Annotated in this window: 12 protein-coding genes and 2 tRNA genes; 10 read left to right on the top strand and 4 right to left on the bottom strand. The window is 55.2% G+C overall.

What is annotated here, in order from left to right:
• Positions 1 to 127: 127 nt before the first annotated feature.
• From GHO25_RS08165 to GHO25_RS08130, 8 genes are all read left to right on the top strand, one after another.
• Positions 128 to 212: transfer RNA gene (locus tag GHO25_RS08165), tRNA-Leu, on the top strand.
• A gap of 206 nt (positions 213 to 418) precedes the next feature.
• Positions 419 to 494 (top strand) — tRNA-His (locus tag GHO25_RS08160).
• Between the two features lie 490 nt (positions 495 to 984).
• Positions 985 to 2295, top strand: a complete 1311-nt coding sequence (gene tig, locus GHO25_RS08155) for a trigger factor (RefSeq protein WP_048373030.1) — start codon at positions 985 to 987, stop codon at positions 2293 to 2295.
• A 91-nt stretch (positions 2296 to 2386) separates the two neighbouring features.
• Positions 2387 to 3028, top strand: a complete 642-nt coding sequence (gene clpP, locus GHO25_RS08150; RefSeq protein ID WP_048373031.1) for an ATP-dependent Clp endopeptidase proteolytic subunit ClpP — start codon at positions 2387 to 2389, stop codon at positions 3026 to 3028.
• A 106-nt stretch (positions 3029 to 3134) separates the two neighbouring features.
• Complete coding sequence (clpX, locus tag GHO25_RS08145; RefSeq protein WP_048373032.1) at positions 3135 to 4418, top strand: ATP-dependent Clp protease ATP-binding subunit ClpX; 1284 nt, start codon at positions 3135 to 3137, stop codon at positions 4416 to 4418.
• 163 nt (positions 4419 to 4581) lie between these two features.
• Positions 4582 to 6978 (top strand): endopeptidase La, encoded by a 2397-nt coding sequence (gene lon / locus GHO25_RS08140; RefSeq protein WP_048373033.1) that lies wholly within the window; start codon positions 4582 to 4584, stop codon positions 6976 to 6978.
• A 146-nt stretch (positions 6979 to 7124) separates the two neighbouring features.
• Positions 7125 to 7397, top strand: a complete 273-nt coding sequence (locus GHO25_RS08135; protein WP_003183171.1) for an HU family DNA-binding protein — start codon at positions 7125 to 7127, stop codon at positions 7395 to 7397.
• A 229-nt stretch (positions 7398 to 7626) separates the two neighbouring features.
• Entirely contained in the window at positions 7627 to 9498 is a 1872-nt protein-coding gene (locus GHO25_RS08130) for a SurA N-terminal domain-containing protein (RefSeq protein WP_048387292.1), read from the top strand.
• 80 nt (positions 9499 to 9578) lie between these two features.
• On the opposite strand, the gene GHO25_RS08125 is transcribed toward GHO25_RS08130, so the two are convergent.
• Positions 9579 to 10487 (bottom strand): LysR family transcriptional regulator, encoded by a 909-nt coding sequence (locus GHO25_RS08125; RefSeq protein WP_048373035.1) that lies wholly within the window; start codon positions 10485 to 10487, stop codon positions 9579 to 9581.
• Positions 10488 to 10489: 2 nt separating this feature from the next.
• Here GHO25_RS08125 and GHO25_RS08120 point away from each other — a divergent pair, with 2 nt between their 5' ends.
• Both GHO25_RS08120 and GHO25_RS08115 read left to right on the top strand, forming a co-directional pair.
• Positions 10490 to 11860 (top strand): MFS transporter, encoded by a 1371-nt coding sequence (locus tag GHO25_RS08120; RefSeq protein ID WP_305977929.1) that lies wholly within the window; start codon positions 10490 to 10492, stop codon positions 11858 to 11860.
• Positions 11861 to 11905: 45 nt separating this feature from the next.
• Complete coding sequence (locus tag GHO25_RS08115; RefSeq protein WP_153390524.1) at positions 11906 to 12796, top strand: NAD(P)-dependent oxidoreductase; 891 nt, start codon at positions 11906 to 11908, stop codon at positions 12794 to 12796.
• Between the two features lie 80 nt (positions 12797 to 12876).
• Here the strand turns inward: GHO25_RS08115 and fabI are convergent, their stop codons facing one another.
• The 3 genes from fabI to GHO25_RS08100 are packed head-to-tail and all read right to left on the bottom strand — an operon-like array spanning position 12877 to position 16322.
• On the bottom strand, positions 12877 to 13671 hold the full coding sequence (gene fabI / locus GHO25_RS08110) for an enoyl-ACP reductase FabI (RefSeq protein ID WP_048373041.1): 795 nt from the start codon (positions 13669 to 13671) through the stop codon (positions 12877 to 12879).
• A gap of 19 nt (positions 13672 to 13690) precedes the next feature.
• On the bottom strand, positions 13691 to 15301 hold the full coding sequence (locus GHO25_RS08105; protein ID WP_153390522.1) for an ABC transporter ATP-binding protein: 1611 nt from the start codon (positions 15299 to 15301) through the stop codon (positions 13691 to 13693).
• Position 15302: 1 nt separating this feature from the next.
• Positions 15303 to 16322 carry an ABC transporter permease gene (locus GHO25_RS08100; protein WP_048373045.1) on the bottom strand — a complete coding sequence of 340 codons (1020 nt, stop codon included), beginning with the start codon at positions 16320 to 16322 and terminating at the stop codon, positions 15303 to 15305.

Here is a 16322-nt window from a genome sequence, read left to right as displayed (position 1 = left end):
CGTAGCTCAGTTGGTAGAGCACGGGATTGTGACTCCCGTTGTCGAGGGTTCGATCCCCTTCGTCCACCCCATATTTAGAAGGACGCCAGATTAATAATCTGGCGTCTTTGCTTCAAAAGTTTGAAATGCGGATGTGGTGGAATTGGTAGACACACTGGATTTAGGTTCCAGCGCCGCAAGGTGTGAGAGTTCGAGTCTCTCCGTCCGCACCAAATTAGGTTTCGCAATGTATCGCTGTGCGAAACCATTGAGAAAGCCGCCTGTGGCGGCTTTTTTATTGTGCAACAGGGGCTTTATCAGCAACTTGGCGCACAGGTAGTGAATCTTCAGTTCACTGGTTTGACTAGTGGCCTATTGATACATTGCTGGCTCGGCTGATCAAGCAAGGTTTGTTCAGTCAGGTGCAACATGCAATATGGTGGGCGTAGCTCAGTTGGTAGAGCACGGGATTGTGACTCCCGTTGTCGAGGGTTCGATCCCCTTCGTCCACCCCATATTTAAAAAAACGCCAGATTAACCATCTGGCGTTTTTGTTTTTGACGTTTAAAAAAGCGGCTGCAGTTCGACCTCGCGTGTGAAGGTCGTGTCGTCATAAGGCCTTGATGCTTAAGTCTATTGGCTGCATCCAGGTAGGCATTTTGCTCGTCAGACACTAAAAAAGCGCAGAACCTGAAAAGGCATGCGCTTTTTTTTGGTTTAAAAAGTTTAAGCGGTTCAGGGGTGGGTACACGCGGTGTTGGGTGACGTTTGTCAGGCGCATGTGTGTTCTCTGCTTCTATATAGAAGGCTCTGAACGGGGTCGTGTGTAAAGGTTTGTGTATTTTGAGCGGGTTAAGCAAATCATTGCTTGTGCTTAATAATGTACCGGTCGTTTCTATGTGCGATTTGGGTAGGGTGACTTCTTGAGTTTGACCCACTAGAATGCATGCCCTTGATTATGGGGTCGGAAACGGCCGGCTAATGTCTGTGCAACGAGGAATATCCATGCAAGTTTCTGTTGAAAATACTTCCGCTCTTGAGCGTCGCATGACCATTGGCGTGCCAGCTGAGCGTATTGAGGCTGAAGTCAACAAGCGTCTGCAACAGACTGCCCAAAAGGCCAAAATCCCGGGCTTCCGTCCAGGCAAAGTGCCAATGAGCGTGATCCGTCAGCGCTACGAAGCTGATGCGCGTCAAGAAGCGCTGGGCAACGTGATCCAGGCTTCCTTCTACGAAGCAGTGGTTGAGCAGAAGCTGAACCCGGCTGGCGCACCGTCGGTTGAGCCTAAAGTCTTCGAGAAAGGCAAAGATCTGGAATACATCGCGACATTCGAAGTGTTCCCTGAATTCGAAGTGACTGGTCTGGACACCATCGCCGTCGAGCGCCTGAGCGCCGAAGTGGCTGAAGCTGACCTGGACAAAATGCTGGACGTGCTGCGCAAGCAGAACACCCGCTTTGAAGTAACTGAGCGTGCTGCTCAGAACGAAGACCAACTGAACATCGATTTCGTTGGCAAGGTTGATGGCGAAGTATTCGCTGGCGGTTCCGCCAAGGGTACTCAGCTTGTTCTGGGCTCGGGCCGTATGATCCCTGGCTTTGAAGAAGGTCTGGTTGGCGCTAAAGCAGGCGAAGAACGCGTTCTGACCCTGACTTTCCCGGAGGACTACCAGAACCTGGACCTGGCAGGCAAAACTGCTGAGTTCACCGTGACCGTGAACACTGTTTCTGAGCCTAAGCTGCCAGAACTGAACGAAGAATTCTTCGCTCAATTCGGTATCAAAGAAACAGGTATCGAAGGTTTCCGCACCGAAGTTCGCAAGAACATGGAGCGTGAGCTGCGTCAGGCGATCAAATCCAAAGTTAAAAATCAGGTAATGGACGGCCTGCTGGCTGCCAACCCGATTGAAGTGCCAAAAGCACTGCTGTCCAACGAAGTTGATCGTCTGCGCGTGCAGGCTGTTCAGCAATTCGGTGGCAACATCAAGCCTGACCAACTGCCTGCCGAGCTGTTCGAAGAACAAGCCAAGCGCCGCGTTGTACTGGGTCTGATCGTTGCTGAAGTGGTTAAGCAGTTCGATCTGAAGCCTGACGAAGATCGCGTTCGCGACATGATTCAGGAAATGGCTTCCGCTTACCAGGAGCCAGAGCAGGTTGTAGCGTGGTACTACAAAAATGATCAGCAATTGAACGAGGTTCGTTCTGTTGTGCTGGAAGAACAAGTTGTGGATACTGTTCTGCAGAAGGCTAAGGTGACCGATAAAGCGGTCTCTTACGAAGAAGCTGTCAAGCCGGTGGAAGCTCCACAAGCCGACTGATTTGTGATTCGTTAGAAAACACAACCATAAGCCAGCCTCGAGCTGGCTTATGCGTATTCCAGACAAGACTTTTTGGGAGTGACTGCCGGACATGTCCCGCAATTCTTATATTCAGCAGAACTCTGACATTCAGGCCGCAGGCGGCCTGGTCCCGATGGTTGTTGAGCAATCTGCTCGTGGCGAACGCGCCTACGACATCTATTCGCGCCTTTTGAAGGAGCGGATCATCTTCCTGGTAGGCCCTGTCGAAGACTACATGGCCAACCTGGTAGCTGCGCAGTTGCTTTTCCTTGAAGCCGAAAACCCGGACAAGGACATCCATCTGTACATCAACTCCCCAGGCGGCTCGGTCACTGCAGGCATGTCGATCTACGACACTATGCAGTTCATCAAGCCAGACGTATCGACTATCTGCATTGGTCAGGCCTGCAGCATGGGTGCTTTCCTGCTGGCCGGTGGCGCACCGGGCAAGCGTCACTGCCTGCCTAACTCGCGCATGATGATTCACCAGCCATTGGGCGGTTTCCAGGGCCAGGCGTCGGATATCGACATCCATGCCAAAGAAATCCTCAACATCCGTCATCGCTTGAACTCGTTGCTGGCCCATCACACCGGTCAGTCGCTGGAAACCATCGAGCGTGACACAGAGCGTGACAACTTCATGAGCGCTGAGCGTGCAGCCGAATACGGTTTGATCGACTCTGTGTTCAGCAAGCGTCAAATGCCCGCTTAAGCAGCTCAAATGTAGGTGGTTGGATTAACCGACCACCTGCGGGCTTGAAAAAGCCCGCAGTTGCCTTCATCTTGTGTTGCAAGCCTATCGGATTTGGATCGATCGAATGACTGACACCCGCAACGGCGAGGACAACGGCAAATTGCTCTATTGCTCCTTCTGTGGCAAAAGCCAGCATGAAGTGCGCAAATTGATTGCCGGCCCCTCGGTGTTTATCTGCGACGAATGCGTCGACTTGTGCAACGACATCATCCGTGAGGAGGTGCAGGAAGCCCAAGCCGAAAGCAGCGCGCATAAATTACCTTCGCCAAAAGAAATCAGCGGCATCCTTGATCAATACGTGATTGGTCAGGAACGTGCCAAAAAGGTTTTGGCTGTAGCGGTTTACAATCACTACAAGCGCCTGAACCAGCGTGACAAAAAGAACGACGACGTCGAACTCGGCAAGAGCAACATCCTGCTGATCGGACCTACCGGCTCGGGTAAAACCCTGCTGGCCGAAACTTTGGCTCGTTTGCTGAACGTACCTTTCACCATCGCTGATGCCACCACACTGACCGAAGCCGGTTATGTGGGTGAAGATGTTGAAAACATCATTCAGAAATTGCTGCAGAAATGCGATTACGACGTAGAGAAAGCCCAAATGGGTATTGTCTACATCGATGAAATCGACAAGATTTCGCGCAAATCTGACAACCCTTCGATTACCCGTGATGTTTCCGGCGAAGGTGTGCAGCAAGCGTTGCTGAAACTGATCGAAGGCACCGTGGCTTCCGTACCGCCTCAAGGTGGTCGCAAGCACCCGCAGCAAGAGTTCTTGCAGGTTGATACCCGCAACATTCTGTTTATCTGCGGCGGTGCATTCTCGGGCCTTGAAAAGGTTGTGCAGGCGCGCTCGACTCGCGGCGGCATCGGCTTCAGTGCCGAAGTTCGCAGCAAGGAAGAGGGCAAGAAAGTTGGCGAATCGCTGCGTGAAGTCGAACCTGACGATCTGGTCAAGTTCGGTCTGATCCCGGAATTTGTCGGCCGTTTACCTGTTCTGGCTACTCTGGACGAACTGGATGAAGCAGCACTGATCCAGATTCTGACTGAGCCCAAGAACGCGCTGACCAAGCAATACGGCAAGTTGTTCGAGATGGAAGGCGTTGACCTTGAGTTTCGTGCAGACGCACTGAAAGCAGTGGCCAAGCGCGCCCTTGAGCGCAAGACCGGTGCTCGTGGTCTGCGTTCGATTCTCGAAAGCGTACTGCTCGATACCATGTATGAAATCCCCTCGCAGTCCGAGGTGAGTAAAGTGGTGATCGACGAAAGCGTTATAGAAGGTAAGTCCCAACCGTTGTTTATTTACGAAAGCAACGAAGTGGCTGCCAAGGCTGCACCTGACGCGTAAATGTATTGCTGCGTATGACATATTGCGTGTTAAAGAAGGGGCCTTCGGGCCCCTTTGTTTTTCCTGTCGCTCAGTGCTTGTTTTTTTTCGAGACAGCCCCCATCTTGGCTTCAAGCTTACTTCCACCTGATTACGGCCTTATGGCCGCCGTAGAGGCGAAATCATGAAGACAACCATCGAATTGCCTCTCCTGCCATTGCGCGATGTTGTTGTTTATCCGCACATGGTTATCCCACTGTTCGTGGGACGTGAGAAATCAATCGAGGCCCTTGAGGCTGCGATGACGGGCGACAAGCAGATTCTGCTGTTGGCTCAGAAAAATCCTGCAGACGATGATCCGGGCGAAGACGCGCTCTATCGTGTAGGTACGATTGCAACTGTCCTGCAACTGCTCAAGCTGCCGGACGGTACCGTTAAAGTGCTGGTTGAGGGCGAGCAGCGTGGCGCTGTGGAGCACTTCGGCCAGGCAGATGGCTACCTGAGCGCCGAAGTCTCGCTGATTGACGAAGTGGCCGTAGCAGAGCGTGAGTCCGAAGTCTTCGTACGCAGCTTGCTCTCGCAATTCGAACAGTACGTACAACTGGGTAAAAAAGTCCCGGCCGAGGTGCTGTCTTCGCTTAACAGCATTGATGAGCCGAGCCGTCTGGTAGACACCATGTCTGCCCACATGGCCCTCAAAATCGAGCAAAAGCAGGAAATCCTCGAAATCATCAACCTGCAAGACCGGGTTGAGCATGTGCTGGCGTTGCTGGATGCCGAGATCGACTTGCTGCAAGTTGAAAAGCGCATTCGTGGCCGTGTCAAAAAGCAGATGGAGCGCAGCCAGCGCGAGTACTACCTGAATGAGCAAATGAAAGCCATTCAGAAAGAACTGGGTGACGGTGACGAAGGTCACAATGAAATCGAAGAGCTGAAAAAACGCATTGATGAAGCGGGCTTGCCCAAAGATGCGATGACCAAGGCCCAGGCTGAGCTGAACAAGCTCAAGCAAATGTCGCCAATGTCGGCAGAAGCGACCGTCGTGCGCTCTTACATCGACTGGCTGGTACAGGTGCCTTGGAAGGCTCAAAGCAAAGTGCGTCTGGATCTCAAGCGCGCTGAAGACATTCTGGATGCCGACCACTACGGCCTGGAAGAAGTCAAAGAGCGGATCCTCGAATACCTCGCCGTGCAAAAGCGCGTGAAGAAAATTCGCGGTCCTGTGCTGTGCCTGGTAGGGCCGCCTGGCGTGGGTAAAACCTCGCTGGCAGAGTCCATTGCCCACGCGACAAACCGCAAGTTTGTACGCATGGCCTTGGGTGGCGTGCGTGATGAAGCTGAAATCCGCGGTCACCGCCGGACTTACATCGGTTCCATGCCGGGCCGATTGATTCAAAAAATGACCAAGGTTGGGGTGCGCAACCCGCTGTTCCTGCTCGATGAAATCGACAAAATGGGCAGCGACATGCGTGGCGACCCGGCGTCGGCCCTGCTTGAGGTGCTGGATCCGGAGCAAAACCACAACTTCAACGACCATTACCTTGAGGTTGATTACGACCTGTCGGACGTCATGTTCCTGTGCACCTCGAACTCCATGAACATCCCGCCAGCCTTGCTGGACCGGATGGAAGTGATTCGTCTGCCGGGCTACACCGAAGACGAAAAGATCAACATCGCGGTCAAATACCTCGCTCCGAAACAAATTGAAGCGAATGGTTTGAAGAAAGGCGAGCTGGCTTTCGATAACGCGGCCATCCGCGACATCATCCGTTATTACACCCGTGAAGCCGGTGTGCGGGGCCTTGAGCGTCAAATTGCGAAGATCTGCCGCAAGGCCGTGAAGGAACATGCGCTGGAAAAACGCTTTGCCGTCACCGTGACGCCGGAGCTGTTGGAGCACTTCCTCGGTGTAAGAAAATTCAGCTATGGCTTGGCAGAACAGGAAGATCAAATCGGTCAAGTGACGGGCCTTGCCTGGACGCAAGTGGGTGGCGAATTGCTCACCATTGAGTCGGCTGTCGTGCCTGGCAAAGGCCAGTTGATCAAGACCGGTTCGCTGGGTGATGTGATGGTTGAGTCCATTACCGCAGCGTTGACGGTGGTTCGCAGTCGCGCCAAGAGCCTCGGTATCCCATTGGATTTCCACGAGAAACGTGACATCCACATTCACATGCCCGAAGGCGCCACGCCTAAAGATGGCCCTAGCGCGGGTGTAGGAATGTGCACGGCACTGGTGTCGGCACTTACGCTGATTCCTGTGCGAGCTGATGTTGCAATGACCGGTGAAATTACCCTGCGTGGTCAGGTACTGGCCATCGGCGGTCTTAAAGAAAAACTCCTGGCAGCCCATCGCGGTGGAATCAAAACGGTCATTATTCCTGAAGAGAATGTCCGCGATCTGAAGGAAATTCCTGACAACATCAAGCAGGATCTTCAGATTAAACCGGTTAAATGGATTGACGAGGTCCTGCAAATTGCGCTGCAATACGCCCCGGAGCCCTTGCCAGATGTGGCTCCTGAGATTGTTGCCAAGGATGAGAAGCGCGAGTCTGACTCTAAGGAAAGAATTAGCACGCATTAATACGAATTTGCCTGAGGGGCTTTCTTGACGCTGTATAGAGCCCTTGTTATAAAGCGGCTCTATAAGTGTCCGTAATACTCAGGCAAACGTTTAGCTTTACCAAAAAACTTTAGAAACATACTCAGACAGATATAAGGGGACTTAGAGTGAACAAGTCGGAACTGATTGATGCTATCGCTGCATCTGCTGATATCCCGAAAGCTGCAGCTGGCCGTGCGCTGGACGCAGTAATCGAATCCGTCACTGGCGCTCTTAAGGCCGGCGACTCTGTGGTACTGGTTGGTTTCGGTACTTTCTCTGTGACCGATCGTCCTGCTCGCACAGGTCGTAACCCACAGACTGGTAAAACGCTGGAAATTCCTGCCGCTAAAAAACCAGGCTTCAAAGCCGGTAAAGCGCTGAAAGAAGCGGTTAACTAAGTTTCTGTAACACTTTTTACCCAACCGGGTCAGGCGCACGCCAGGCTTGGCAGCGGAGCGGTTGTACCGTCGATGGTTATGTTGACGTGTTACGCCGAGGGTCGCGGGTTCGAGCCCGGTCCGCTCCGCCAGTTACGAGAAGGCGCATCCTCGGATGCGCCTTTCTTCTATCCGGACTCTACCCACGCTCCACGGTTGCTCATTGTGCAAGACCGTTTCTGGGGGAAGCATGCTGCAAAATATCAGGGACAATTCACAAGGCTGGATTGCCAAGACCATCATCGGTGTCATCGTCGCGTTGATGGCGTTGACCGGTTTCGATGCGATTTTTCAAGCCACCTCTCACAGCAAGGATGCGGCCAAAGTAAACGGTGAAGAAATCACCCAGGTTGAGCTCAGCCAGGCTGTCGACATGCAACGTCGTCAGTTAATGCAACAACTGGGCAAGGATTTTGACCCTGCATTGCTGGACGAAAAAATGCTGCACGATGCAGCCCTTAAAGGGTTGATCGACCGCAAGCTGTTGCTGCAAGGCGCCAACCAGGCCAAGTTCTCCTTCTCGGAAGCGGCTTTGGACCAGGTTATCCTGCAAACACCAGAGTTCCAGGACAATGGCCAGTTCAGCCCTGAACGTTTCGACCAGGTGATTCGTCAACTGGGTTACGGCCGTCTGCAATTTCGCGAAATGCTAGGTCAGGAAATGCTGATTGGTCAGTTGCGTGCCGGTTTGGCAGGCAGCGGTTTCGTGACCGACGAAGAAGTGAACGCGTTTGCCCGTCTTGAGAAGCAAACCCGTGATTTCGCCACCCTGAACATCAAGGCTGATCCAGCTGCGGTGAAGGTCAGCGATGACGAGGTCAAGGCTTACTACGACGAGCACGCCAAAGAGTTCATGACCCCTGATCAGGTGGTGATTGATTACATCGAATTGAAGAAGTCCGCCTTCTTCGACCAGGTGGCAGTCAAAGATGATGAGCTGCAAGCGCTTTATCAGAAAGAAATCGCCAACCTGGCTGAACAGCGCCGCGCTGCGCACATCCTGATTGAAGTCAACGACAAGGTCAGCGACGCGCAAGCCAAAGCCAAAATTGAAGACATTCAACAGCGCTTGGCCAAAGGCGAAAGCTTCGAAGCACTGGCCAAAGAGTTCTCCCAAGACCCGGGTTCGGCTGCCAACGGCGGTGACCTTGGCTTTGCAGGCCCGGGTGTCTACGACCCAACGTTTGAGACGGCTGTCTATGCGTTGAAAAAAGATCAGGTATCGGAGCCGGTGCGTACCAGCTTTGGTTATCACTTGATCAAGCTGTTGGGCGTTGAGGCACCAGAAGTGCCGAGCTTTGCCAGCTTGAAAGACAAACTGACCCGTGATCTTAAAACCCAGCAGGTTGAGCGTCGCTTCGTCGATGCAACCAAGCAGCTGGAAGACTCGGCTTTCGAAGCATCCGATCTGGCCCAGCCGGCGCAAGAGCTGAACCTGACCGTTCATACCTCGGCACCGTTTGGTCGTGAGGGTGGCGAAGGCATCGCTGCCAACCGCGCTGTGGTTCAAGCCGCATTCAGCACCGAAGTGATGGATGAAGGCGCGAACAGCACCGCACTTGAGCTTGACCCTGAGACCGTTGTGGTTCTGCGTGTTAAAGAGCACCTTAAGCCAGAGCAACTGCCTCTGGAAGCCGTTGCCTCGAGCATTCATGCACATCTGGTCAAAGAGCAGGCCGCTGGCGCTGCTAAAGCCAAGGCTGAAGGCATCATCAAAGATCTGCGCGATGGCAAGCTGGCGTTGAACCAGCCGGTTGCTGGCCAGTCGTGGAAAGTTGATGAAGCCGTCACTCGTGGTCAGGACGGTATTGATCCTGTCGTGCTGCAAGCGGTCTTCCGCATGCCTAAGCCGGCAGCCAAGGACAAGCCGACCTTTAGCACTGTTAGCCTGGCTGATGGCACCGTTGTCGTACTGCGCCTCAATGGCGTAAACGATGATGCGAAGCCAACCGACGAAGAGAAAGCTTCTTACCGTCGCTTCCTGGCGTCGCGTTCGGGTCAGCAAGACTTTGCTGCCTACCGCAAGCAGTTGGAAAACGAAGCCAAGGTTGAGCGCTACTAAGCCCTCAGCATCGCTTCACTAAAAATGGCCGCTCACTGAGCGGCCATTTTTTTTGCGGTCCAAACGCTGACAAAAGACCTTTATTTGATCAGGTCCATCACAAAGCTGAGCAGGGCGCGAGTCTTGGCCGGGACGTGATGGCGCGACGGGTAGTAGGCGTAGAGCGGGAATCGCTGGTCCGACCATTCGGGGAACAATTGCACCAACTGATTTGATGAGGTGTATTGCTCGATCCCCAGTTCGAATAGCTGGGCAATGCCCAGGCCTGCCAGGCAGGCGCTGTAGACCGTTCCTGGATCATTTACCGTGAGTTGCCCCTGGGGCTTCACGGTCAATTGTTTACGCTTTTGGTGAAACTCCCAGGCAAACGGTTTTCCCGTCACAGGTTCCCGGAAAAGAATGCAGCGGTGAGGCGTGTTTTCCAGTTCGCGTGGATCTGTCGGATGCCCAAAACGTTCTAAGTAGGCCGGGGATGCCATGGCCAAAACCCGAGTGTCGAACAGTTTTCGGGCGACAAGCGACGATGGGAGAGGGTGCCCAAAGCGCAGTGCCAGATCAAAACCATCTGCCACCAAATCTCCCAGATCCTCCTTGCTGCGCATGTCCAGTTCCAAGTCCGGATAGCTGTCCAGAAAAGGCCCCAGTCGCGGCCCAAGGATGAAGCGTGCGAATAGCGGGTCGACATTGATGCGCAGGCGACCCTGGACCATTTGTGCGTCACCGGCGGCACTGCTGGTGACCTCGGCCAGAGCGCCGATCAAAGGCATCACCTGCTCGTAAAAATGACGGCCTTCTTCGGTCAGCCTGACTGATCGTGTGGTGCGCTCGAAAATCCGGATCCCCAATCGGGTTTCCAGTCGGGCGACGGCTCTGCTGACACCGGACTGGGACATGTCCAGCACTTGGGCTGCGCCGCCAAAACTTCGTGTGTCGACCACTGCGGCCATGACATCCACGCCTTCAAGCAGTTGGGGGCTGAACGCTCGCATTAATGACTCCGGGGCATGGATATTGTGACTCTCATGCTATCGCACTTCTGCGAAGTAAATCCCACACTGGCTCTCGCTCAGCACACCACATTCATCGGGTGTGTTGGCCTTTCCCATCGCCATTCATTCGGGATGAAATGATGCAATCGATAGTTACAGATTCAAGCCCTGATCCTTCAGCGTCGCAACACCACGGGATGAAGGTCTCTAAAGGGCGAAGTGCAAGCGCCGTGCTCGCTTTAAGCCTGGGGTGCTTTTCTTTTGTCAGCACAGAACTCATGCCGGTCGGTGTTCTACCGGCACTGGCCCAAGGGCTGCACGTCTCGCTGGGCGTTGCAGGCTACCTGGTCACGATCTTTGCGTTCATGGTGGCCCTCACTGCCGCACCTCTCACCAGCCTGTTGGGGCACATCAACCGTAAAACCCTGATGTCGGGTCTTCTGGCCGTATGTTGCATCGGTAATCTGATTACCTTTCTGGCCTCAGGTTATTTCGTTGTGTTCATCGGCCGAATTCTGGTTGCCGCTGCCATTGGTGTGTTCTGGTCGACCGCGGTTGTCACCGCCGTGCACCTGGTTGCTACCCGCAATGCGGTGCGTGCGACGTCTATCGTGTTCGGCGGCGTTTCACTGGCCGCCGTACTTGGCGTTCCTGCGGGGTCCATGCTGGGCGATCTCTATGGTTGGCGTGCGGTATTCGCGGCACTCTCTGTGCTGAGCCTGATCGTGTTCATGCTGATTGTCTGGTCTGTCCCGGCTGTGCGTATTTCCCGAACGGCCAAACGCGGGGCCATGTCGTCTGTGCTCAAGAGTCGTTCTTTGCTGGCGATTTTTGGGATCACCGCCTTTGTCGTGACCGGTAACTTTCTGGCTTACACCTACATTGCACCGTACCTCGAGCAGGTAGCCAGGCAGAGTGCCGCGCAGATCAGCTTGCTTTTGCTGGTTTATGGCGCTGCGGGCGTGGTCACCAACTTTGCCATCGGGCCCTTTGCCGCGCGAGCGCCACGGGCCAGTCTGGGAGCAGTGACGGTGCTGCTTGGCGTGAGCCTGGCATGCCTGAATACCGCTGCGCTTAGCCACACCGCGGTCATTGTCACGCTTGCGGCCTGGGGCGCGGCATACGGTGCGCTTCCCGTCTTGCTGCAGACCTTGGTGTTTAAAGAGGCATCCAAAATCGAAGGCGGTGCAGATGCCGCCACCTCTATCAACGTCTCTGTATTCAATGCCGCGATCGGGCTGGGCTCTCTGGTTGGGGGACTGTTGATCAATCTGGCCGGCCCGTTGCCCATACCGTTTGTATCGGCAGCTTTCGCGTTGGCCGGGCTTGCGGTGCTGTTTATCAGCCGCGAGCGCAAAGCCCGCAGGTCCTGATGCTATTCGTTTTCTCTACACACTTATCAAGCAGGTTGTTAAAGCATGAGCAACATTACAGTACTGGGCCTGGGGGCGATGGGGTCGCGGATGGCCGCTCGACTGATCGCCGCCGGGCATAAGGTCACGGTCTGGAACCGCACGGGCCGGGCTGCGCAACCGTTGGTTGACTTGGGCGCCACCCTGGCGGTGTCGCCAAGGGACGCCAGCCAAGGCGCTGAGTTTGTGATCGCTATGCTGCGTGATGATGAAGTGTCGCGTTTCGTATGGCTGGATCCTGAGTGTGGGGCGCTCGCGGGAATGTCACCCGACACTGTCGCAATCGAGAGTTCAACCCTGACGTCGGGCTGGATACAGATGCTGGGTGCGCACATGCAGCATCAACGGGTATCACTGCTGGAGGCGCCCGTTTCCGGATCCCGGTTGCAGGCCGATACAGGGCAGTTGACCTACCTGATCGGCGGGGACACACAGGTGCTTGAGCGTTGTCGTCCTGTGCTGGGTGCATTGGGTTCTGGTATCCACCATACCGGTGCATTGGGGCATGGGGCGCTCACCAAGCTCGCAACCAATGCCTTGTTAGGCATACAAGTAACCGGTTTGGCTGAGATCATCGGCATGCTTAAGCGCAGTGGCGCCGATGCTTCGCACGTGTTGGCGGCGATGGCAGGCACTTCTGTCTGGGCGCCGGTTGCCACTTACCTTGCCAATACGATGCTGGCAGAGAACTTCGCCCCGCAGTTTCCCGTAGAACTCATCGAGAAAGACTTCGGATACGTGTTGAATGAAGCCGGAATTTCCAGGGATGCACCGACCATCGCTGCGGCACATGGGGTGTTTCAGCAGGCAATGGCGCAAGGGCTAGGTGCAGAGAACATGACCAGCGTCGTGCGGCTATTTACCGCGCAGCATGCGCCTGGTGAGGCAGATAGCTGACGCGGGCTGTGAGCCAAAACAAAAAACGCCCGGTGCAGACTCTGCACCGGGCGTTTTTATTGGCGGTTGCGCCGAAGCAATTACTCTTCGAGGCTGCCCATAGCGGTGGTGTTGAAGCCGCCGTCTACGTACATGATTTCGCCGCTGATGCCCGAGGCCAGGTCGGAACACAGGAAGGCGCCGGCGTTGCCGACTTCTTCGATGGTCACGTTACGGCGCAGCGGGGTTTGAGCTTCGTTGGCTGCCAGCATTTTGCGGAAGTTCTTGATGCCCGAAGCGGCCAGGGTACGGATCGGACCGGCCGACACGCAGTTAACGCGAGTGCCTTCCGGGCCCAGGCTGCCTGCCAGGTAACGTACACCGGCTTCCAGGCTGGCTTTGGCCATGCCCATCACGTTGTAGTTAGGCATGGTGCGCTCAGCACCCAGGTAGGACAGGGTCAGCAGGCTGCCATTGCGGCCTTTCATCATCGGGCGACCGGCTTTGGCCAGGGCCACGAAGCTGTAGGCGCTGATGTCGTGAGCGATGCGGAAGCCTTCACGGGTGGTGGCGTCGGTGAAGTCACCGTCCAGTTGGTCGCCAGGGGCGAAACCTACGGAGTGAACGATGCAGTCCAGGCCGTCCCACTTCTTGCTCAGGTCTTCGAAAACCTTGGCGATTTCTTCATCGCTGGCAACGTCGCAAGGGAAGCACAGTTCCGGGCCAGAGCCCCAGCCTGCGGCGAACTCTTCAACGCGGCCTTTAAGCTTTTCGTTCTGATAAGTGAAGGCAAGTTCAGCGCCTTCACGGTGCATGGCGGCAGCAATGCCAGAAGCGATGGACAATTTGCTGGCGACACCGACGATCAGGACGCGCTTACCGGCGAGAAAACCCATGTGTTGTTCCTCTATCAGGTTAATCGACAGCCACTGGTGCCAAAAAGGCGGCTTCCAGCAGCTGTTGTGTATATGGATGTTGCGGTGAGGCAAAGATACTTTGCGCATCACCCTGTTCGACCACTTGGCCATGCTTGACCACCATCAGTTGGTGGCTCAGCGCTTTGACTACCGCCAGGTCATGGCTGATAAACAAATATGTCAGGTTGTACTTGGTTTGCAGCGAGCGTAACAACTCGACTACCTGGCGTTGTACTGTGCGGTCCAACGCTGAGGTTGGCTCGTCCAGCAGAATCAACGCCGGTTTTAATACCAGTGCCCGGGCAATGGCGATTCGTTGCCGTTGCCCGCCAGAAAACTCGTGAGGGTAGCGGTGCCGGGTTTCCGGATCCAGACCTACTTCTCGCAAGGCTTCAATAATTGCCTTTTCCTGCTCTTCAGGTGTGCCCATACGGTGAATGCGCAAGCCTTCACCGACGATCTCGCTGACGCTCATGCGTGGGCTGAGACTGCCAAACGGGTCCTGAAACACCACCTGCATTTCTCTGCGCAGGGGTCTTACTTCCTGGCGTGACATGCAGTCTAACCGTTTGCCTTCAAAACGGATCAATCCTTCGCTGCCAATCAGGCGCAAAATCGCCAGGCCCAGCGTCGATTTTCCTGATCCGCTTTCTCCCACAATCCCCAGGGTCTGCCCTTGAGGCAGGCTGAAGTTAATCCCGTCGACCGCTTTGACGTAATCCACGGTCTTGCGTAACAAGCCTTTTTTGATCGGGAACCACACTTTGAGGTCCTCGACTTCCAGCAACGGCGCCCCGGCAAGCGTGTCAGCCGGGCCTCCGCTGGGCTCTGCGCTGAGCAGTTCCCGGGTGTACGGATGCTGTGGTGAACGAAACAATTGCTCACACGATGCTTGTTCGACGATGCAACCGCGCTGCATGACACATACTCTGTGCGCAATTCGTCGAACCAGGTTCAAATCGTGACTGATCAGTAACAGCGACATGCCCAGACGCGCCTGTAATTCCTTGAGCAATTCGAGGATTTTCAACTGAACGGTGACGTCCAGTGCGGTGGTGGGTTCGTCGGCAATTAACAGTTCGGGTTCATTGGCCAGGGCCATGGCGATCATGACACGCTGGCGCTGGCCACCTGACAGCTCGTGTGGCAGCGCTTTAAGGCGTTTGTGTGGCTCGGGGATGCCCACCAGCTCAAGCAGCTCCAGCGTGCGCAGGGTGGCCTCTTTGCCGGTCAGGCCTTTGTGAATGCCCAGCACTTCATTGATTTGTTTTTCAATGCTGTGCAGCGGGTTCAGCGAGGTCATGGGCTCCTGAAAAATCATGGCAATGCGGTTGCCGCGAATATGCCGCAGCTTTTTCTCATCCAGGTGCAGCAGGTCTTGCCCGGCATACTCAATGCTGCCGTGTGGATGGCGCGCCATGGGGTAGGGCAGCAGCCGCAGAATGGAGTGTGCGGTCACCGATTTGCCGGAGCCGCTTTCGCCAACCAGTGCCAGGGTTTCGCCGCGTTTGATATCGAAATTGATGCCTTGCACAACACGGTGTGATTGCTCGCCGGTGACAAACTCAACGGCGAGATCACGCACTTCGATCAGAATGTCCTGCGTCATCTTATTTCCTCGGATCGAAGGCATCGCGAGCGGACTCGCCGATAAACACCAGCAGGCTCAGCATGATGGCCAGCACCGCAAAGGCGCTGATGCCCAGCCACGGCGCTTGCAGGTTGGATTTGCCCTGCGCGACCAGTTCGCCCAGCGACGGCGCGCCCGGCGGCAGGCCAAAGCCCAGGAAGTCCAGCGCGGTGAGCGTGCCAATGGCGCCGGTCAAAATAAACGGCATAAAGGTCATGGTCGAAACCATGGCGTTGGGCAGGATGTGCCGGTACATGATGGCCATGTCTTGCATGCCGAGTGCGCGAGCGGCGCGTACATATTCCAGGTTTCGCCCGCGCAAAAATTCGGCGCGCACCACATCCACCAGGCTCATCCATGAGAACAGCAGCATGATCCCCAGCAGCCACCAGAAGTTGGGCTGCACAAAACTCGCCAGAATTATCAGCAGGTACAGCACCGGCAGCCCCGACCAGATCTCCAGGAAGCGCTGGCCTGCCAGATCGACCCAGCCGCCATAAAACCCCTGAAGCGCACCTGCGATAACGCCGATGATCGAGCTCAAAATAGTCAACGTCAGGGCGAACAGCACTGAAATCCTGAAGCCATAAATCACCCGTGCCAGCACATCGCGCCCTTGGTCGTCGGTGCCCAGCCAGTTTTCCAGAGACGGCGGAGCGGGGGCTGGCACTTTCAGGTCGTAGTTAATGCTCTGATAGCTGTAGGGGATCGGTGGCCACACCACCAGGGCGTCTTTCTTGGCCAACAGTTCGCGGATGTACGGGCTTTTGTAGTTGGCCTCGAGCGGGAATTCACCGCCGAAGTCGGTTTCTGGGTAGCGCTTGAGCGCAGGGAAATACCATTCACCGTCGTAATGGACCACCAGCGGTTTATCATTGGCGATCAGTTCAGCGCCCAGGCTCAGCCCAAACAGCACGATAAACAGCCACAAAGACCACCAGCCACGCTTGTTGGCTTTGAAACGTTCGAAACGTCGTCGATTGAGAGGGGACAGTTTCAT

This window comes from Pseudomonas sp. FSL R10-1350 (genome assembly GCF_009600525.1).
GTDB lineage: Bacteria > Pseudomonadota > Gammaproteobacteria > Pseudomonadales > Pseudomonadaceae > Aquipseudomonas > Aquipseudomonas helleri.
This window is presented reverse-complemented; position numbering and strand designations above follow the sequence as displayed.

Excerpts from the sequence above, each read along its gene's own strand:
- GHO25_RS08120 (WP_305977929.1), top strand. The coding sequence starts at position 10,490 with ATGACTCCGGGGCATGGATATTGTGACTCTCATGCTATCGCACTTCTG.
- GHO25_RS08130 (WP_048387292.1), top strand. The coding sequence starts at position 7,627 with ATGCTGCAAAATATCAGGGACAATTCACAAGGCTGGATTGCCAAGACC.
- GHO25_RS08100 (WP_048373045.1), bottom strand. The coding sequence starts at position 16,322 with ATGAAACTGTCCCCTCTCAATCGACGACGTTTCGAACGTTTCAAAGCC.
- clpP (WP_048373031.1), top strand. The coding sequence starts at position 2,387 with ATGTCCCGCAATTCTTATATTCAGCAGAACTCTGACATTCAGGCCGCA.
- tig (WP_048373030.1), top strand. The coding sequence starts at position 985 with ATGCAAGTTTCTGTTGAAAATACTTCCGCTCTTGAGCGTCGCATGACC.
- clpX (WP_048373032.1), top strand. The coding sequence starts at position 3,135 with ATGACTGACACCCGCAACGGCGAGGACAACGGCAAATTGCTCTATTGC.
- GHO25_RS08115 (WP_153390524.1), top strand. The coding sequence starts at position 11,906 with ATGAGCAACATTACAGTACTGGGCCTGGGGGCGATGGGGTCGCGGATG.
- GHO25_RS08105 (WP_153390522.1), bottom strand. The coding sequence starts at position 15,301 with ATGACGCAGGACATTCTGATCGAAGTGCGTGATCTCGCCGTTGAGTTT.
- GHO25_RS08125 (WP_048373035.1), bottom strand. The coding sequence starts at position 10,487 with ATGCGAGCGTTCAGCCCCCAACTGCTTGAAGGCGTGGATGTCATGGCC.
- lon (WP_048373033.1), top strand. The coding sequence starts at position 4,582 with ATGAAGACAACCATCGAATTGCCTCTCCTGCCATTGCGCGATGTTGTT.
- fabI (WP_048373041.1), bottom strand. The coding sequence starts at position 13,671 with ATGGGTTTTCTCGCCGGTAAGCGCGTCCTGATCGTCGGTGTCGCCAGC.